Annotated in this window: 10 protein-coding genes; 3 read left to right on the top strand and 7 right to left on the bottom strand. The window is 46.9% G+C overall.

Annotated elements, in window-relative coordinates:
• Window positions 1–100: 100 nt before the first annotated feature.
• The 3 genes from ACTTHR_RS00180 to ACTTHR_RS00170 all read right to left on the bottom strand — a co-directional run bounded on the left by ACTTHR_RS00180 (window position 101) and on the right by ACTTHR_RS00170 (window position 8073).
• A complete protein-coding gene (locus ACTTHR_RS00180; RefSeq protein ID WP_442604752.1) occupies window positions 101–2239 on the bottom strand; it encodes a hypothetical protein in 2139 nt (712 codons plus the stop codon).
• A 114-nt stretch (window positions 2240–2353) separates the two neighbouring features.
• On the bottom strand, window positions 2354–5524 hold the full coding sequence (locus ACTTHR_RS00175) for a hypothetical protein (RefSeq protein WP_314824992.1): 3171 nt from the start codon (window positions 5522–5524) through the stop codon (window positions 2354–2356).
• A 113-nt stretch (window positions 5525–5637) separates the two neighbouring features.
• Window positions 5638–8073 carry an InlB B-repeat-containing protein gene (locus ACTTHR_RS00170; RefSeq protein ID WP_314824993.1) on the bottom strand — a complete coding sequence of 812 codons (2436 nt, stop codon included), beginning with the start codon at window positions 8071–8073 and terminating at the stop codon, window positions 5638–5640.
• 514 nt (window positions 8074–8587) lie between these two features.
• On the opposite strand from ACTTHR_RS00170, the gene ACTTHR_RS00165 reads away from it, so the two are divergent.
• Entirely contained in the window at window positions 8588–9520 is a 933-nt protein-coding gene (locus ACTTHR_RS00165; protein WP_314824994.1) for an NAD(P)H-dependent flavin oxidoreductase, read from the top strand.
• 67 nt (window positions 9521–9587) lie between these two features.
• On the opposite strand, the gene ACTTHR_RS00160 is transcribed toward ACTTHR_RS00165, so the two are convergent.
• The 4 genes from ACTTHR_RS00160 to ACTTHR_RS00145 all read right to left on the bottom strand — a co-directional run bounded on the left by ACTTHR_RS00160 (window position 9588) and on the right by ACTTHR_RS00145 (window position 16046).
• On the bottom strand, window positions 9588–11009 hold the full coding sequence (locus tag ACTTHR_RS00160; protein WP_314824995.1) for an MATE family efflux transporter: 1422 nt from the start codon (window positions 11007–11009) through the stop codon (window positions 9588–9590).
• Window positions 11010–11019: 10 nt separating this feature from the next.
• Window positions 11020–13560, bottom strand: coding sequence for an endonuclease MutS2 (locus tag ACTTHR_RS00155; protein WP_442604751.1), 2541 nt, complete (start codon window positions 13558–13560; stop codon window positions 11020–11022).
• Between the two features lie 6 nt (window positions 13561–13566).
• On the bottom strand, window positions 13567–14898 hold the full coding sequence (gene rseP, locus ACTTHR_RS00150; protein WP_442604750.1) for an RIP metalloprotease RseP: 1332 nt from the start codon (window positions 14896–14898) through the stop codon (window positions 13567–13569).
• A gap of 209 nt (window positions 14899–15107) precedes the next feature.
• Window positions 15108–16046, bottom strand: a complete 939-nt coding sequence (locus tag ACTTHR_RS00145) for a hypothetical protein (RefSeq protein ID WP_442604749.1) — start codon at window positions 16044–16046, stop codon at window positions 15108–15110.
• Window positions 16047–16396: 350 nt separating this feature from the next.
• Here ACTTHR_RS00145 and ileS point away from each other — a divergent pair, with 350 nt between their 5' ends.
• On the top strand, window positions 16397–19807 hold the full coding sequence (gene ileS / locus ACTTHR_RS00140; RefSeq protein ID WP_442604748.1) for an isoleucine--tRNA ligase: 3411 nt from the start codon (window positions 16397–16399) through the stop codon (window positions 19805–19807).
• 28 nt (window positions 19808–19835) lie between these two features.
• A complete protein-coding gene (locus ACTTHR_RS00135; protein ID WP_442604747.1) occupies window positions 19836–20543 on the top strand; it encodes a lipoprotein signal peptidase in 708 nt (235 codons plus the stop codon).
• Window position 20544 lies beyond the last annotated feature (1 nt).

The following is a 20544-nucleotide window of genomic DNA, read 5'->3' as shown; positions in this document are numbered from 1 at the left end:
AGATCCTTACTAACATTAAGTGAATATGATATAGTAAGACCGACTACAAGAAGAGAAGCTTTTTCTCTAGCATCGTAATCGGTCTTTATGAATTAAAGGTCTAATAGAGGATAACTTTATGCCGCTCTATCTCTCCTGCAGCATCTGACACTACTAGCACGTAGACACCCGGATAACCTCTATAGACGAGCTGGTCTTGTGCTTGTACAAGCCGGATTCCCTCCAAGCTATAAAGGACTAATTGGCTATCAGGATGGGTTGCCGTGATCGTCTGATCCGCAACCGCTATATCCGTAGCGGTATTGCTAGTTACTGACTCTACAGCATTGGCTTGCCCCATCTTCATCTGTCCTATCAGGAGGTGGAATTGATCTACAGAGCGATCTCTAAATGCGAGACGAACCTCCTTACCTACATACTTTGAGAGGTCTACCTTGTGGGCATGTAAAACACAATAAAAACGCTCCTCATCGTCAATAGTTTCCTTCATATCTAGAATCTCCTGCTCCGCCTCAACTTGGTAGATAGGCTCAGTTGCAAGGAATTTCTCAGGAGTTGTTGCCTCAGCATCTGCAACAATATAAAGAGCGTAAGAAGCAGGCATTTTGGCATCCTCTGACGCAGCAACCCAGTGGAACCAAGGAGTACCCTCCTCTACCTTAAAGGAAGGAGTAATGAGCCAGTGATCTGCAGGCTTATTGGGACGTTCATTCACATACATACCATCCTCCTTGATTTGACGACGGAAGGCCGAACTGGACATGAAGAATGTGTAATTGCCACCACCCTTAATCGGTAATACACGATCTATAAAGCCCCTGTCGATATTACATCCGAAAGACTTTGCTTGGATATTAGGCATAAGAAGACTCATGTCGTAGATCAAGAAGTCTCCCGTACGGTTGGGAGGGAAGAAAGAACCTGCACGTCGCTTGTAGACCGAAGACTTACGATCTGTACGATACTGATTAGGCTTATCGATCTCGGGATCATAGGTTTCGTTGATCCACTTGAGAATGGGCATTGTTCCATTGATGTGATATTTGTCAGCCTCAAAGAGGGATACTCCTCCATCGTTAAGAGTTGTGATGAACTCGGGCGAAGTACACTCGGCATGTGTCTTAGCCTCTCCCAGTGAATACCCTAACTGAGCATCGGCAGAGCCATCAGACTTCACGATGTAGCGATCCTTGTTATAGAAGGTCTTTTTCACAGTGAGTGGGAATCTATTCCCTGTATGGAAAGCACAGATAGGTCCAAAACATCGAGTATAAGAGGCCATTGTCTGACCATAGCTATAGGAGTTTGAGATCAACTGATGAGCAATAGGACCATTATCATCCGTTAGGTTGTAAGCAACAACCCCGATCAAGCCCGCGGAGTTCGTACCCATTGAGGAGACGTCTCCCGCATTCATACAACTCTTAAGCTCCGGATAATCAAAAATAAAGTCTTGAGTAGACTGAGGCATGTATCCAATGATACCTCCAGCAAATCCATCCTTTGCCCAGATGTCTCCAAAGTTGGCACAACCTATTATAGTAGTATTGGGCGAAGAAGCAATGATCCCCCCTGCGGTCTTGTGTATACCCTGACCATAAACAGCGACATTGGCATAGTTAACGCACTCGGTAATCTTCATGTTTTTTCCCAAAGAGGAGCCGGCTATACCTCCACCACTACTCCAGCAAGAGATTCGCACGTCAGGCCCTACCTTACAACGAGTGATCGTACACCCTTCGGAGATACGCCCTGCAATGGCACCTACAGATGCAAATCCATAGATATGCCCAGAGGCAATAACTACATTCTTAACGGTAGCTCGGGGACCGAGAACCCCAAAAAGGCCTACGGCCATATGAGCCTCATCTCCTTCTACTTCTAGCTGTTGCTTATCATAAATGTAGAGATTGTAGATCTTGTGCATGCCCCCATCATACTCTCCTTGGAAGCAACGATTCTCATCTCGATGGAAATCTTCAATAAGAGGTCCTCCAATGGGCAATACAGGAGTACCCTCAGAGAAAGTAATATCTGCTGTCTGCTTGAGATATTTCCCGGCAAAGCTATTGGATTTATCAACCTGATCAGCTAACGTACGGAGGTCCTGCTCCGTAGCAATTTGGTAGGGATTCGATTTAGAGCCATCACCCCCAGAGAAGAGACCTTGCCCAAAGAGAGTGTGCGAGGTTCCCAATAACAGGAGTGAGACTACTGATAATTGTTTTAGTAAACGCATTACTTATATCTGTATTATAGTAGGTGTTATTTATTTGCAAAGTCTATAACATGCCCTCCATCCCAGCTCTTCCATAGTGAGAAGGACTCAGAGATGAAGGGCATAGGAATGAGACTACTTAGCAATGACCTTCGTAAAGATCACAGAACCATCTGTTAGCTCAAGGCGAACTAGATAAACACCTTCTTGTATACCGGTAGCTGAAATCATATGACCAGCCATGTCATAAACCTTCAAATCGGTATAAGGTACATTTACCTCAATAGATCCGTCTTGTACCGTTACGTGAACATTCTGATTAGCTATCATATCTACAGCATCAAAGCTAGAGAAAGAAACTCTCCTTTGTGCGGCGTTAAGAACCTCATTACCGAGGAGTCGCATATCATTGTTTTCTACGTTATCATTGGTAGGAAGCTCTTGGTAGTAGTGTAGGAATGCAATTACATTAGCCTGCTTCATGGCATCCTCTAGGGTATTATTACTACCCTCTAGAAGGATTGCATTTTCTGCAAGCTTACCTGTCGTAGCATTTGTAGAATTGATGGGGAACTCCTTGACAATCTTGAAGTCTCCATTCTCTTCAAACTTCACTTCAGTACCCTTGAATCCTGCATCATCCACATATCTAAGTACATTGGTGTGTACAAAACCTGGGATGGGAGAGGCACTATACTTCTGATCACGGGGTGCTATCTGATCTTGAGTAACCATGATCGTTAGATATACAGGGCGTGAACGATCCAGACGAGCTGAAGCATGTCCTTCTACAATAACGTTGAGTTTATTGTCATCCTTCTTGAACCAAGGTTTCACCTCTAGGCGTACAGAAGCAGGATTTCTCTTCGCATCGTCTACGACCTTCTCTAGCTCTGTTTGATTCTTTATGATACCACAGACAGAGCCATTCTTGCCTCTTGCATCGTCGAGTGCAGCTACAGGCTTACGATTGAACATATTGGTCGGAGAGCTGGGTCTTACCAAAGTTATATCACCATTATCATTCCTCACACCATAGAATGGAGCCAAGCCCTTGCTATAGGGATGCTCCATAAAGTCGGGAGCAAAGAAGGAGTGATGAGATACCACAGCCAAATTCTTTCGGATCTTCTCGTTTTCGGGTTTGTTGATAAGATCTTCCATCCATTTTACACCAGCGGGGCAATACTGACAAGCCTCAGAAGTAAAGACCTCTACAAGTGTCGTACGCTCAAAAACTTCGTCTCTTCTGAGAAGTTCTAGATCAGCTGTTTGGGTTGAAGGGGTCTTGAGAGCGACTCCATTTACTTCAAGGAGTTTGACAGTTAGCTTAACCTTACCAGAGATACCTTCATGATTGATTGCTTGCAACTCAACAGATTGTGTCAAAGAAGAGGGTACGTATTTGTCTAACTCTATAGTTTGTTCCTGCTTTTTACCGCCTAACTCTGTCTCAACCTTAATAGTAGTGATATCCTTGATACCGGAGTTGAAGAGAGATACAGTAGGCTTCAACTCTTCATCTGTGAAGGCGAATGCAGGTACTGTTAGGCCACGCAACTCACCACGATTTTGGATTGTGGGATCTACAGTCTTAGGTTCAACGATGATCTGCATCAAGAGAGGACCTTCCCACTTGTTCACCTTGCTATTGAACTGAGCCTCACCAATTGTATAAGTACCCCAGTTTGTTGCAATCCAAGCAGAGTTGGGGTCTTCTCCGGGAGTAAGGTAGCTACGTACGAGGATCCCACCCTTAGCGGCAGCATCGTAAGCGTAAGCCCCTGCAAAGAACTCGCTTTCCTCTGTAATTAGATAGGGATTAGTAAAGAAGAGACTATTCCATCCATCCTTAAATTTGCCCACAGAGGTCACCTCGATAGGATCCCAAGGAGTAATAACTACGGGATTATTGATATCCGTTCTATCAAGAGTCAATACTGTCTTAGCAAGGAAGATACAAGGGAGTGTGACATCGAAGTAACCAGGATTGTCATTAACCTGATTATCTTGCAAACAAGCAGCAGAGGCAAAGCGAATACCTACTACCTTGCTACCAATATGATCCTTAAGCAACTCCTTAGTTATCTTGATAGCACCACCATGGTAACCTGCCCAAGATGGACCTGAAGGCTCTACAGCTTCGTAGTTAGGAGCCTCATAACCACAATATCCTACATAGAGGTAATTATTATCCTCTTCAACATTGTCAAAAAAGGATGGAGCAGAGTACATCGACTTGTTTAGGTTACGACGATCTCCATAAGATGGTGAATTATCGGTGTACAACATACGATAGGCAACGCGCTCACCATCTGCCTTTGCTGCATTAAGATCTAAACAACGAGAGTCAATGGCAGGAGCATTATTCTCCTTTGTAAAGTCATACGAATACTTCACTTTATAACGCTCAGGACCCAAAGGTATATCTTCAGGATTATCACTATGAGACTTCACTTCTTGGTATGGGATGATGAGGTAGTAGGTACTACGGAAAGATGTTTCACCCTTCTTAAGCTGCTGCTTTACAGTAAGCTCTCCAGAGAATTCTACCTCTGCAAAGTCATTGATCTCAATAACGATACGGTTGCACCAAGTACCACCTTGGAAGTCGAAGTTAAACTTATGAGTCTTACCATCATTGGGGAGAGTAAAGTCCTTAACACCGGGTACACCACCGCTGTAGTTTAGCTCTTCTCCGTAACCAAAGATTTTCATCCTGACAGATTGTCCATTAGCCTGTAGTGCCTTTGCGGTAAACTCTACTGTGTACTTTCTGTCTCCATTGGAGAGATCCATAATAGGAGATGTAAGACGTGCATTAGCCCCAATCATATCAACGGGCAAACCGGATCCTTCCATATCCTTAGCATTGATAGAGAACCCATTAGGAGTCCAATAGAGCAACGCCGTACTCCAGTCCGGTTGGGAGAGTTGGTCATTGAGGAGGGTCTGCACGTAAGATACTTGCTTTCTAGTACCATCAGGATTGGGCTTAATGGTTGCATTAGCGATCTTATAGACGCCATCCTGCTTAGCCTTAATCTCTCTAGTGATGATGGAACGGAAGAATACCTCGTTCCATGGAGTTCCATCGCTATTCTTCTGCTGAACACTGACATTACTCCAAGTAGCAGTGAAGCTATTGGATGTCACATTCGTGGGAGACTCCAGAGCAGGAGGAGCCAAAGAAATCTTCCATCCCTGCTGCTGAGCTGAGAGCGATAAGGATGAAAGGAATCCGCAATAGATAAGGAGACACAATGTGTACCATAATCTACTGGTAAATGAGAAGTTTTTTTTCATTTTGTTCGATTCTATTTGTTACTAATCAGTTAATTCGAATAATAGCCCCCATAGCAATCCGTCTTGAAGCGTATTGCTATGGGGAATTAGGATTCTTTATCTAAGGGTGTAGACTACTTTATAACCTTGTATATGTGTCCTTCTACAAGTACATAGTAAATACCCTCTGGTAGATCGCCAATAGCGATAGGCGAGGTCTCAACCTGACGAGCGAGAATAAGTTCGCCGAGCGTATTGTATAGAAGTGCTTGAGTAGGAGCTGATAGTCCATTGATATATAGTTGTCCTCCTTGTATGAACACCAAATAGTCAGCGTTAGAGGGTGTCTCAACAGCATTATTCTTCACTAGGATTGCTTCAATCTGCAGGTCCTTAGACACGGTAAGGTTGATAGAGAGCTTCTTAGCTCCTTCAGTATAGTCAGCACCATTGATCACCCACTTATCTAACTGCCATTTAGACCCATCAGGCACGGATACTTGACAAGTTATCTCAGTACCCTCGGCTACCTTAGAGCCAGAGGCGATCTCCTCTTGCGTCTTAGTATTGGTTACCATTAGCTTACCTTGGGTCTCGGGTTTAATACTATAGGATAGTGTGTACTCAACAACCTTCTTGATAAAGGTTGCTTCTACTGTCTGATCCTTATCCATCGTAAGCTCGATCGTGAGACCTTTGTCTGATAGCGTAGAGCCATTGACAACCCATTTCTCCAGTTCAAAACCATCGTTAGGCGTAGCTGTGAGTTGCACCTTAGTATCTGTATCTACATCAGATCCCGAGGCGATAGTCTCGCCATTCTCTCTGTTTGCCACTAGAGAACCATTGGCACCGGCAGTATAGGTTAGCTTGTAAGATGATGGAGCCGGAGCTACACAAATCACCTTGATATTTGTCTCTCCTTCAATGAAGAGTGTAGTCTCCTTAACACCGGCAAGATCCTCCCTTAGGACGTTGTTAATGAACCACTCCTTAACTTCGTTCGTTCCTGGGTTAATCCAAACTGAAATCTCCGTTCCCTCTGGGATACGATCTCCACTCTTGGGGAAGGTAAATTCAGTATCCTCTGGATTCTTTTTGTACTTAATAAACATAATACCACCCTCTATCGGCTCTATCGACCAAGTTACTGGATACTCAACAGCTGCCCCCTTCTTAAAGGTGACACGGATATTCATAATACTCTCTACCTTGGTCTCTAGTTCTGTCTTACCGGCATAGAACTGCTGGGGCTCATCATTGATATACCACTGGTCTACTTCGTAACCCTTGTCTGGCTTTGCTGTTATGATGATACTTACTCCTGCAGGTATCGTTTGCCCCGATTCAAATGGGGTGATACCAGATGGTAGATAGACCTCAGCCTTTTCGATAGAGCCGTGTTCCTCCGCTGCATAGTTGACTTGGTAACCAGACTTTCCGGGCTTGAAAGTGACATATATCAATGCCGATTCTCTCACTGTAAAGAGATATAGATTGGGATCCTCCGCAGAGGGTTGTACCTCCTGATTGTTGTAGTACCACTTATCAACCATATAGTCAGGAGCAGGCGTAGCGCGCACAGTAAGCTCTGCCCCCTCTTGAATATCCCTTTGCCAATCAAATGAAACATTATATCCATCTTCGGGGTCTACGAAGGTTGCTGTTATACTACCACCTTGTCCCTTCTCTAGTGTGATCTGGTGCTTGGGAGGACGTTTCTTAAGAACAGCTTGTACAGTGAGATCTTCAGTGAGGATCTTTTGGAGTCTCTGTGGCATATAGAGATTAGGTTCTTCCTCTACCCCATTGACAATCCACTTATCAACCTTATAGCCCTCATTGGGAGTAACAAAGAAAGTCACCTGCGTCCCTTCGGGCAACTCTTCTCCCGTAGTAATCTCAGCATCCCAACCGTTCTTAGGGTAGGAAGCCTGTATACGACCATTCTCATCCGTTGAGAAGTTGACCTTGTAGTATTTAATCTCCTTAAAAGTAACCTCTATGTCTAGGGGAGTACTCGTAAACGTCCACAATTCTGCAGAAGAACTTTGTGGCCTACCATTAATCATCCATTGTTCTACAGCATAACCAGGGTCAGCCTCCGAAACAATATGGACACTCTTGCGTGTGGGCAGTATATCTCCACTCTCAAAAGGAAGCCAATTATAATCGGCATCCATACGTTCGGACTTTGTAATCTTACCACCGGGGCCGGCTTTGAACGTAACCTTAAAGCCCTCTGCAGGAAGCGGAGCAACCTGTGCTTGTAGATTGTTCTCCCCGCTCTGTATCGTATACTTAATTTCCTCTAGGTATGGAAACTTCTCGTCTCCGTTGACACTCCATCCTTTGATATAGTGCGTCTCATAGTTAGTAAGATTAACCCGAAGTGAAATCTCCGTACCCACAGCTAGAACATCGCCAGACTTGACCTCTTGATAGTCAAGTGTGCTGGCAGACACAGCTCCCCCTTCTGTGGAGGAGAAGTTAATCACTGCTGTTGTTTGAGCCATACCCGTCAGAGCTATGGAAAGCAGTGCAAGCATCATTAGTAATGTTTTTTTCATAAGCAAAGAACACCTAGTTACAGTATATAAACCTTTGTATCAAAAAGTTAGCGGAACCTACAACGATGAATCCGTCTGCGCTTCCCAACTACTCTCTTGAATTTGGGGCTAAAGTTATGAAATAATCTGAGAAAGGCAAAATCCAATCACTCTTTTTCTTGTATAAACATTTTCCTTACAAATAGAAATATATCTAAGCAATCTTCTTACAACTTGAAAACACACAGATAACATGGTGATTTCTAAGCATCTTCTTCAGCCTCTACGAGGTTACCTACTTCTTCAATAGCAGCAAATACTCCGAATCTATTGTATAACAGCCCATATTTAACTTGTCCGCCTGCATCCTTTTGCTTTTTTTGCTAGTCAACAGAAAAATTTCCACTTTGGGATACAAATTTGACAGATCCTCCCAGTGGTAAAGAATCTTCCATGAGATTAGCTGTAATCAACGAGAAAGACGTAAGTTTGCAGCCACAATTGACAGATTAAATCCTATAGAAAACTGGTTATAATGACAAAGACAAATAGACTCACCTCGCTCCTCGGAATAGAGAAACCTATCATATCGGGAGGAATGGTTTGGTGTAGCGGTTGGCGTTTGGCAGCTGCGGTAAGTAATGCCGGAGGGCTTGGACTCATCGGAGCCGGCTCCATGCACCCCGAGACTCTCCTTGAGCATATCCAAAAGTGCAAGCAAGCGACAACACGTCCCTTTGGCGTAAATGTACCGCTCCTCTACCCGGAAATGGACAAGATGATGCAGATAATTATGGATGAGAAGGTGCCCATTGTGGTAACTTCTGCCGGGAATCCCAAGACTTGGACGGGCAAACTGCACGAAGCAGGATGCAAAGTACTGCACGTTGTTAGTAGTGCCAAATTTGCTCAAAAGGCAGAAGCAGCAGGAGTAGACGCCATCGTAGCAGAAGGTTTCGAGGCCGGCGGTCACAATGGTAGAGAGGAAACAACCACGATGTGCCTTATCCCCTCCGTTGTAGACGCTGTGACAATTCCCGTCGTGGCCGCGGGTGGTATTGCCTCAGGACGTGCCATTGCAGCAGCTCAGTGCCTAGGGGCGGAGGGAGTACAGATTGGTACCCTTTTTGCTCTAAGCGAAGAGAGCTCGGCACACCCCGAATTCAAGCAAGCTTGCTGCGCTGCAGGTGAGGGAGACACCGCCTTAGTACTCAAAAAGCTTGCCCCAACTCGATTGCTAAAAAAGGGCTTTTGGGAGCAGGTAGTAGCCGCAGAAGATCGTGGAGCAAGTGCCGAAGAAATGCAGGAACTACTAGGTAAGGGTCGCGCCAAAAAGGGGATCTTCGAGGGAGACCTAGCTGAGGGAGAACCGGAAATTGGACAGGTAACCGCTCAGATTTCATCCATCCGAACGGTGGCCGAGATCATGCAATCTCTCAGCGAAGAATATGACAAGGTAATGGGCTAAAGCCGTTATCCGCAAAAACATTCTCTCCCGAAGAGAGAGAGTACATATAAGGTGCTATTGAGGAGAATCACCCCTTTAGCACCTTTTCTTTTGCCCCGTCCGGCTCGTGGGCATACCGCCTCAGCAAACGAGGGATCTGGTATAGCACCATCAGAATACTCGTAATGCCGGCCAAAGTATCTGCTATAGGCATGGAGACCCAAATCCCTTTGATCCCCATAAAAGTGGGGAAGATAAGAAGGCAGGGGATAAGGTAAACGACCTGACGGGTGAGGCTCAAAAACATCGATTTACCACTCTTGCCTAAACTCTGGAAAAACTGCACACTCGTGATTTGTACGCCAATAATAGGGAATGCCATCATGGCGATCCCCAGAGCCTGGGTTGTAAAAGTAACAAGGGCACCATCCCCTTCTCTAGAGAAAGCCTGTACAATTAAACTGGGAGTAAATAGGGCCATTGCAAAACCAGTAGCCGCAACAGAAACATTCAGCAAGGCGGCTAACTTATACGTATCTATGGAGCGGCGTATCTTACCTGCCCCCAGGTTGAACCCGACAATCGGCTGCATCCCCATAGAGACCCCCACCATAAATTGGATGAACAACTGAGCAATACTAAGGATAATTCCATAGGCAGCTATGGAGATATTAGCTTCTGCAGTAGAGGCGGCATAGTACACAAAACTCCGATTCATGATGATGTTGATAAGACTATTGACAATCATCATAACGAAGGGAGCAATGCCGATAGAAACAATCGCCAACATCATCTTAAAGTCCGGACGATAGTCGCTCCAAGAACGAGAGAAGTGGAGCGTATGACGCCGATTGAAGAAGTGACTCATAACAAACATCGCAGCCACAATCTCCGAAATAACAGTAGCCCAAGCCGCTCCCTTTATTCCCCAACCAAAACCAAAAATAAAGATGGGGTCTAGGATACAATTGAGCACAGCCCCAAGGAGCATCGAAATCATGGCTTTATGGGGATAGCCGGATGCTCGCATGATGGCATTGTAACTGAAACAAAGGTCTGATACAATATTGGCAGGGACTACAATATAGAGATACTCCTTGGCGTAGGGAATAATTATGTCGTTAGCCCCAAAGAGATGCAACAGAGGATCCATAAAAAGCAGAACCATGGAGCATATAGTCACATTGAAAAGGAGCGTGAGCATAATGGCATTACTCAAAAGACGCTCTGCCGTCTTATGGTCGTTTCGCCCTAGATAGATAGAGACGCGCACAGCTGCCCCACTCCCTACCAGCATGCCAAAAGCCACCAAGAAGAGAAGAATGGGCAACGTTATTGCCATACCGGCTAGAGCATCATCTCCGGCTCCCTGCCCTATGAAGATGCGGTCTACTATGTTGTAGAGAGCATTGACTACCGCTCCTATCACCGAGGGGAGAGCGTAAGTGAATAGGAGGCGCGGTATGGGAGCGTTTTCGAGTTTGTGGAGTCTCTCTTCTTCTCTACTCATCTGTTTTTCGTTATAGTTCCACTATTGTTATACCGGCTCCTCCGAAGCGTACATCTTCGTCGTAGAATCGGAGCACATAGGGACGCGTGGGAAGCATCTGACGAATGCTCTGGCGTAGGGCTCCGGTGCCCGTCCCATGCAGAATACGTACCCGATGACACCCTACTTGTATTGCCTCATCGAGGTAGTACTCCACAGCTTGTAGGGCGTCTAATGCACGCATCCCCCGCACATCAAGTTCTTCTCGGAAGTTTGTTTTCTTCTCGTGGATATGCTCGGTTATATTACTAGAGGTGCGCTCGGTGAGAGCCGATGTTTTGGGTGTATTCCCCGCCACTCGCTCCAACTTACTTACATCGATCATTGTTTGCATAGTTCCCCCGAGAGCGACGAGAGCCTGACGCCCACGAAGCTCTAATAGAGTGCCCTCTATACCGTTTTGTGATACGATCCGCACCTTACATCCCTCTTCTAAGGGTAGAGGCTTGGGCGTTTTGGGAGAAGTCTGGGCGGCTTCGTCGGAGGCTTTGCGGCGCTTCTCTTCTTTTCGTTTACGCCTATTCTCTATACGTTGCCACTCTCTATCAATGGCCTGACTAGCCTCCGATTGAGCCGCTTCGCCATGAGCGAGAGTTGTCTCTTGGGCGAATTGCTGCAATTCTTGCCGTGCTAGGAGCGTTTTTTCGCGCTCGGCATTACTCTCTTTAATTTCTCGAATGGTGCGCTCAATACGGGCGTTGCTCTCCTTGAGTAGGCGTTGCGCTTCGTCTTGGGCTTGAGCCAGCACCTCTTTGCGTGAGGAGTGCAACTTGGCAAGAGCGGAGCTATACTTTTCTATCTCCTCCTCAAGCTGCCTCTCTTGGCGGCGTATATTGTCGCGCTTCTTCTCCCAATAGCGTTTATCTCGAGCAATCTCTTGTACGTACTTATCCGTATCGAGCATTTCTTTCCCTACCAGGCTCTCCGCCATCTCCAACACCCCTTTGGGTAAGCCCGATTTCTTAGCAATCTCAATAGCAAAGGAGCTACCGGGCTGACCAATCGACAGGCGGAAAAGAGGACGCATAGCCCCTCGGTCGTACAACATAGCTCCATTGATAATGCCTTGGTGGCAAGAGGCGTATTGTTTGAGGTTGCGGTAGTGTGTAGTAATAAGAGCAAACGACTTGTGTGCATTAAACTCCGCCAAAAGAGCTTCGGCAATAGCTCCACCCAACTCAGGTTCTGTACCGGCTCCGAACTCGTCTATGAGCAAAAGGGAACGCGGGGAAGCGATCCTGCAAAAGTGACGCATGCTCACAAGATGCGAACTATACGTACTAAGGTCGTCTTCGATGCTCTGATCGTCGCCAATATTGATGGCAAGAGAAGAAAAAAGACCGGCTGTAGAGTCAGGATGTACCGGGATAGGCATCCCCATTTGCAGCATATATTGTAGTAAAGCACAGGTCTTGAGACATACCGATTTTCCCCCGGCGTTGGGTCCCGAAATGAGCAAAATACGCGCATTCGGAGCCTTGAGTGCCAAATCAATAGGTACCAACTCTCGTTGCTCGGCTTGTAGAGTAAGACGGAGAAGCGGATGCCGCGCCTCTTTCCAATCTAGGTAGGGGCGTGGTTCTATAACGGGAACAATGGCTCGCTCCTCTTGAGAGAAACGGGCGATAGCAAAGAGAGCATCGAACACCCCCACCAAGCGGTACATGGCAAATAGAGAGGGGATATGGGGGCGCACATCATCGGCAAGGAGTATCAGGATACGGATAATCTCCCTGCGCTCGGCTGCGTCTAGCTCTCGCATTCGATTGTTCGACTCGACAATCTCAATAGGCTCTATAAAGACCGTCTTCCCACTACTCGACTCGTCATGTACAATCCCGGGGATATTCCGCTTATAGCTTGGATTCACAGGGATTACGGGATGCCCATCTCTCAGAGAAGGGCGAGCCTCTTCGTCTGCCCAGCCCTCACGTATTGCCTGTGCCAATAGAGAGCGAATCTGCCGTGCCATGCTACGCTCTACAGACGAACGCTCCGTGCGGATAGCTCGCAGCTCCGGAGAGGCTGAGTCTTGTATTCGGCCAAAGCGATCGAGCAGGCTATCAATCCGCTGAGCGATATGAGGGAGCAAAAGCCCCTCGGGGAGCAGTTGCAAAAGTGCAGGATAGCGAGGCGGTTCTTGACTCTCGGAGTCTTTCGCTTGCTGATAGCCCAAAAAACGATAGAGATGCTCCATCGTGCGAATGGCTTGCAAGAGATGCGGCAGGCGATCTTCACTCAGATAAGTACCCTCAGGGCGTATCCCATCGAGGGAGCTCCGAAGGTCTTCGAGCGAAAGAGAGGGAAAGTCTCGCCCCTCTTGTAGTATGAGAAGCAACTCCTTTACGCGCTCCAACCGCTGCAAAATAAGGGTAGAATCATCCTCTGCACGGAGGGCATCAATCTCCTCCTTCCCCATCGAGCTACATGTTTTTTTCTTCAGTAGCTCACGCACTTGGTCGAACCCGACCTTTTCTTCAAAGGCTCGAGGATAGGTTTTTAGTAGAGCCATAGGGGACTAGAAGTGAAAGAGAGTGCGGAAGAAGTCGTTGCCATTAGCATAAAGCAAAAGAGCAAGAAGCAATACAAAACCTATCTTGTTGGCTTTGAGTATCGTCTTATCACTCACCCTTCTACGAGTAATAATCTCCCAAAGCGTGAAGAGAATATACCCACCATCCAGCATCGGGATGGGAAGGAAATTCATAAAGGCAAGAATGACCGAAAGAAGGGCTGTAATACTCCAAAAGCGATAGGGATCGAAAAGGTTGTCAAATAGTTTCCCTATGGATATAAAGCCTCCCATCTGCTGGGCCCCTTCCTTGGTAAAAACATATTTCATGTCGCCTACATACCCTTTGAGCGTGGTGATAGCTCGAGAGCAACCTGCCGGCACACTCTGCAACAGGGAGTATCGTATCTCCTCGGTAGGATATATCTCGTTTATATCCGCAAGGAGTTGTACGCCAATGCGCCCTGCGGTATCGGGTTGGAGCGTAGCCGTAAGGGTATCTCCGGCTCGGAGTAATTGCAACGAATGCACCTGATTGCGTTGCTCTCTAAAGATAAGCTGGGCATCCGTTGCATCCACAATCGGGAGGCTATCTACCTGCAAGAGGATATCCCCTGCCTGCATACCCACTCTTGCTGCAGCAGTATTGGGGAGTACGCTGTCTACGATAAAAGGGATCTGAATGCCCATAAAGCCAACCCCCTCAGCCATCACCTGCTGCATCATATCACCAGGCATTACAATAGTTTTCTCTACGCCCTCTCGCTGCACTACCACTTTTTTTGCGGTAATCACATCTCGAATAAAGTTATTCGAAAGGGCATCAAGAGGCTTTCCATCGGCTGAAAGGATTATGTCATTATCTTGGAATCCTGCCTTATGAGCCGCGGGTGAAAAACTCATCCCGGCTGTAATATTGGCACTCGATAAGGAGGTATCTCCCCAATGGAGGGCAATACCACTATAGATAACAACGGCAAGAATCAGGTTAAACAGGATACCCGCAATCATGATAATGAGCCGTTGCCAAGCCGGTTTCGCTCTAAATTCGTAGGGTTGAGGCGTAGATTTCTCATCTAACTCTAGGAAACGCTCGTCCACCATACCGGCCATAGAGCAATAGCCCCCAAAGGGGAGCCAGCCTATGCCATAGACGGTGCCACTACGCTTCGATCGGTACTTAAAGAGCGCCCTCCCCCAGTCGAAAAAGAGGAAGAATCGCTCCACTCGTACCCCAAAGAGACGTGCCGCTAAGAAGTGCCCCAGCTCGTGAAAGACAACCAAAATGCTCAGTGAGAACATCAATTGCAACGTTTTAATTAGAAAGGCAACTAGCATAAAATCGAGAGGATTATAGGTGAAGAAACCCTCGGAGAGAGGGTCCTGTGGTAAGCAGAATAGATACACTCATTCATGCTTCAAAGGTACAAAAAAAGAGATGGTAGGCCTATTTCGAAAAAGTTTCTAGGCAATATAGGAGTCCATTTCCACCCAAAAAAGATAGAATTTTAGGGTAGAAATGGAGTGCACTTTAGGGCAGAAAGTTTTTATAAATCACCTGTAGTTTCTAGCTCCGAATGGTCTAGTATGCGATAAGCAATAGACCCCATACTATCCGTTTGGAAGACTCCTCCCTTAACAGAAACCTTGGCTGTACCCCGATCAATACCAAACCAAGCTCCCACCATATTTACACGAAACGTGGCCTCACATATCATCCCGACAGGAGAGGAAACCCACGTGGGAGTGGTCTTTGAGATAAGCTCTATGCTCTTTACCTTGTAGTGCTTATGATTGTAGGTAGTACGCACAGAAGCCTCATGCTCCAAAGCCGGCATAATCGAATCTATTGCACGCTCTATCTCCATATTAATCAGCTTCTTGCGTTTAGCATCGGTATGCTTTTCCCACAGTGTGGGTATGCTACTGAATCGCGACTGCTCAAAGTGAGACTGCCGAGCTTCTACCTCTTCATTAAACTCTTTGAGGGAAGAATAGCTACCTGTTGCCATGGCATCAATGGCTTGTATCTCGTCTCGAAACTCCAAGAGATCCGGCTCATACTCCTTAGCATTGGGGTACTTATTGAGCAGATATTGTACTTCCGAACTCCTTAGTAGCAGCAATAGTTGCTGAGTATTTTCGAGGATCTCCCGAAGGGGATGCCCAATATCGGAAGTGATTAGTTCGTATTGATTACGAATATGAAAGAGCCTGCATCTATCGCGCTGATCCGCCAAAGCGCTACGTTTTTGGCGCAACTCCTCCACATGAGCATTCTTAGGATGCTCCGTAATAAATAGGTCAAGACGGCCTATGACAGAGGCGAGAGACTCTTCACTAGCCAGGTTCCCTTCCGCCTGCAATTGCGCAGTCTCTTGCAATAACTCTTGATAGAGTTTTTCTTTGCTTTTGCGCCCACAACTCACAAACAGGAGGGAAGAGGTCAGCAAAATGGAGCAAAAAAAAGTTCGTGTGATACGCATATTATGTTTCCGGTTGGCTGCTAATCTGTTTTCTAGTTTCATTCTAATAGCGGAGAAAGATTCACCATAGAAAGAACAAACCAAAAGGGGAAAAAGATTGCAATCGCCCCTCTTTCGCATCGGCAAATATACATCTTTCTTACTACTAGCTGTGCTGCTCTCTCTTTTTCTTCCCTAGCGAGGGAGGTATTGTCTCCCACACCGATAGATTCCCGCTTTTACCCTACCTCTCCGAGAAAGGCAACAGAATACGACATTTAGCAGCAACTTCTCCCTATCCGATACGTGCATTAGTCACTATAATATTATTACCTTTGTTCTATAGCTGTAAATAGCAAGAAGAGAAGACAATGAAAAAGAAGTTCAGAGAATATACACAGCCCGACTTCTCGGGCATCAACAAAGAGATTCTAGCTAAGTGGGAAGAGGAAAACCTCTTTGCCGAGAGCCTTCGTCAACGCACTGATGCTCCTTCGTTTATTTTTTACGAAGGGCCTCCATCTGCCAACGGCATGCCCGGTATTCACCACGTAATAGCTCGTTCTCTCAAGGATATTTTCTGTCGCTATAAAACCATGAAAGGGTATCGTGTAGACCGCCGTGCAGGATGGGATACACATGGTCTACCCGTAGAGCTCGGCGTGGAGAAGCTCCTAGGTATTACCAAAGACAGTATCGGCAAAACCATTAGTGTGGCCGAATACAACGCAACCTGCCGTCGCGAGGTAATGAAATATACCGCAGAGTGGGAGCAACTTACCAAAAAGATGGGCTACTGGGTAGATATGGATCACCCCTATATTACCTATAAAAATAAGTATATTGAGACGCTTTGGTGGCTTCTTGCAGACCTTCATAAGAAGGGTTTTCTCTACAAAGGATACACCATCCAACCCTACTCCCCGGCTGCCGGTACAGGGCTTAGTACGCACGAGTTGAACCAACCCGGGTGCTATCGCGACGTAAAAGACACAGTCTGCACGGCTCAATTCAAAGTCTTAAATCCTAAGAAAGAATGGAGCAACTGGGGCGACGCCTACTTCTTGGCTTGGACTACCACTCCCTGGACTCTTCCCTCCAACACCGCCCTCTGTGTGGGCCCCAACATTGAGTACGTAGCCATTGAGACCTTTAACCCCTACACTTCTCTCAAGCAAACCATCATCATGGGTGCCCCCCGTGTAGAGGCCTATTTCGATCCCAAAAATCAGGTCGAAGAGCTACCCGAAGTTGCTCCAAAAGAGGTAAAGAAACTCCCTTGGCGCATAGTAGGTCACTACAAAGGAAACGAGCTTGCCGAGCTACAATACGAGCAACTCATCCCCTGGGTTAAACCCGACGAAGGAGCCTTCCGCGTAATTACGGGAGACTTTGTAACTACAGAAGATGGTACCGGCATCGTTCATATTGCCCCTACATTTGGTGCAGACGACCGCCGAGTAGCACAGCAAAATAACATCCCATCATTGGTACTTATTGACCGCGATGGGCAAGAGCGTCCCATGGTAGACCTCAAGGGAAGATTCTATAAGATAGAGCACCTCTCTAAGGAGTTTGTCGCCTCTAGAATAGACCTCCCCCTCTACGATGTGTATGCCGGGCGATATGTAAAAAACGCCTACTCTCCCAAATCCATTGACGATAAAGAGAGCCTCGACATAGACATCTGTGTCATGCTTAAGATGGAGAATAAAGCATTCCGCATTGAGAAGCATACCCATAACTACCCCCACTGCTGGCGTACTGATAAGCCTATTCTCTACTATCCTCTCGATAGCTGGTTCATTCGCACTACAGCCTGCCGCGAACAGATGATCGCTCTCAACAATACCATCAATTGGAAGCCTGAGAGCACCGGTTCGGGTCGCTTTGGCAAGTGGCTTGAGAACCTACAAGATTGGAACCTCTCGCGTAGTCGATTCTGGGGTACGCCTCTCAACATTTGGAGAAGTGAAGATGGCACCGAAGAGCGTTGTATCGCATCTGTAGAAGAGCTCTACCAAGCCATAGAAGAGTCTATTGCTGCGGGAGTGATGAAAAGCAATCCTTTCAAGGGCTTTACTCCAGGCGATTATAGCGACGAAAACTACGAAAAAATCGACCTTCACCGCCCCGTGGTAGACGAGATCAAGCTCGTCTCTCCCTCTGGTAAGGTGATGACGCGCGAACAGGATCTCATCGACGTTTGGTTTGACTCGGGGGCTATGCCCTATGCTCAGGTACACTATCCCTTTGAGCATAAAGAGGAGATAGAAAGTGGCGAACTATTCCCTGCCGACTTCATTGCCGAAGGGATTGACCAAACTCGAGGTTGGTTCTTCACACTCCATGCGATCTCCACTATGGTGCGTGGTAGCGTTGCCTTCAAAAACGTATTGGCCAATGGATTGGTTCTCGATAAGAACGGAAACAAGATGAGCAAACGTCTAGGCAATGCTGTAGACCCCTTTGCCACCATTGAGCAATACGGATCAGACCCCCTCCGCTGGTATATGATTACCAATGCTTCCCCGTGGGATAACATCAAGTTCGATCCCGAGGGAATCAAGGAGGTAAGCCGCAAGTTCTTTGGCACCCTGTACAACACATACCAATTTTTCGCCCTCTATGCTAACCTCGATGGCTTTATAGCAAGTGAACAACCCCTGTCGGACAGCGAGAGACCCGAGATCGATCGTTGGATTCGTTCGCTGTTGCACAGTCTCGTTGCCGAGGTTGACCAGCATCTTGCTAACTATGAACCCACCAAAGCGGGCAGAGCTATTGACGATTTTGTCTCCATAAACCTAAGCAACTGGTACGTACGTCTATCACGCAAACGCTTCTGGGCTGGCGAGATGTCTCAAGACAAACTCAGTGCCTACCAAACGCTTTATGAGTGCCTTACGACCATTGCAAGGCTCATCGCTCCCATCGCTCCATTCTATGCAGATCACCTCTATCGCGATCTTGTAGGAGACGGACGTTCTGTACACCTTGCAGACTTCCCCGAAAGCCGTCCTGAGCTTATCGATCAGCAATTGGAAGAAAGGATGCAAATAGCTCAAGAGCTATCGTCTATGGTGCTCGCACTCCGCCGAAAGGTTAATATAAAGGTGCGCCAACCTCTCAGTTTGATTATGCTTCCGATCTCCAATGAGGAAGAAAAGGCTCAGATAGAGGCCATTCGCTCCCTTCTCCTTTCTGAAGTCAATGTAAAGGATATAAGCTATGTAGATGCCTCCGAGAGCATCTGGAGCCGACGTATCAAGCCCGACTTCAAAAAGCTCGGTCCTCGCTACGGCAAGATCATGAAGCCCTTGGCTCAAACTATTGCCGACCTACAAGCCTCGGAAATTGCAGCTTTAGATCGTGACGGATTCTTAGAACTGACCGTTGCAGATACAGCTGTACGACTAGAGCGTAGCGACGTAGACATCATCGTAGAAGACATCCCGGGATGGCTCGTTGCAACCGAAGGCACGCGTACCGTTGCCCTAGATGTTACGCTCACAGAGCAACTCATCGAAGAAGGATTGGCGCGTGAGTTTGTCAACCGTATACAAAATGTACGCAAGCAGGCAGGCTTTGAAGTGAATGATCACATCGATATCATTGTGCTCGCAGGGAGCAAAATGGATCCTGTGCTTCAGCATCATCACGACTACATCGCCCGCCAGGTGCAAGCAGAAAGCATCCTTCTCAGCGATACGGTAAGTGATGCCGTAGAGCTCGAATTCGACGACTTCTGCCTGTCAGTGAGCGTAACCAAAAATATCTGATTAAGGTAAACTCCTCTTCTTAAATGCAATGAGTTTAACTTCTCAAGACTTGCTTTCCCCCGAAGATTTACGCCGCAAGAGACTCACCCAGTCTCTTGTGGTGTGGGGAGTTATCGCGCTTTTACTTATCATCGACCAAGCTATCAAGATATGGGTAAAGACCCATATGATGCTTGAAGATGACATCCCGATATTCGATGGGTTTCATCTGCATTTTGTTGAGAATGAGGGGATGGCATATGGGATTACTCTAGGTAGTAAACTCTTCTTGACCCTCTTTCGCATCATAGCCATGGGGCTACTCACTTGGGGGGTAGCTCGGCTGATCCGTAGTGGCAAGTACTCTACATGGTTTTTAGTTGTACTCGCCCTCATCACGGCAGGAGGGGTCGGGAACATTATAGACTCCCTCTTTTATGGGTTGATGTTCTCCTCCAGTCAGGGCACCATTGCCGAGATTTTCCCCAAAGACGGCGGCTATGCTCCTCTGTTTTATGGGCACGTTGTGGATATGTTTTATTGCCCACTGATTGACTGCACCCTACCCTCGTGGATTCCTTTTCTAGGAGGAAAGGAGTTTACATTCTTCGATCCCATCTTCAATTTTGCAGATGCGTGCATCAGCGTTGGCGTTGTGGCTCTCATCCTATTTTGCCGCACACCGCTATCTCTTGCCCTCGAGATGCTTTCACCCAAACGTCGTCGCCACACCACTCCCCCCGATAACGAAGAGTAAC

Origin of the sequence: Porphyromonas endodontalis (genome assembly GCF_052173515.1) — a bacterium.
GTDB lineage: Bacteria > Bacteroidota > Bacteroidia > Bacteroidales > Porphyromonadaceae > Porphyromonas > Porphyromonas endodontalis_A.
The sequence above is the reverse complement of the archived record's forward strand: the minus strand, read 5'-3'. Positions and strand labels throughout refer to the sequence as shown.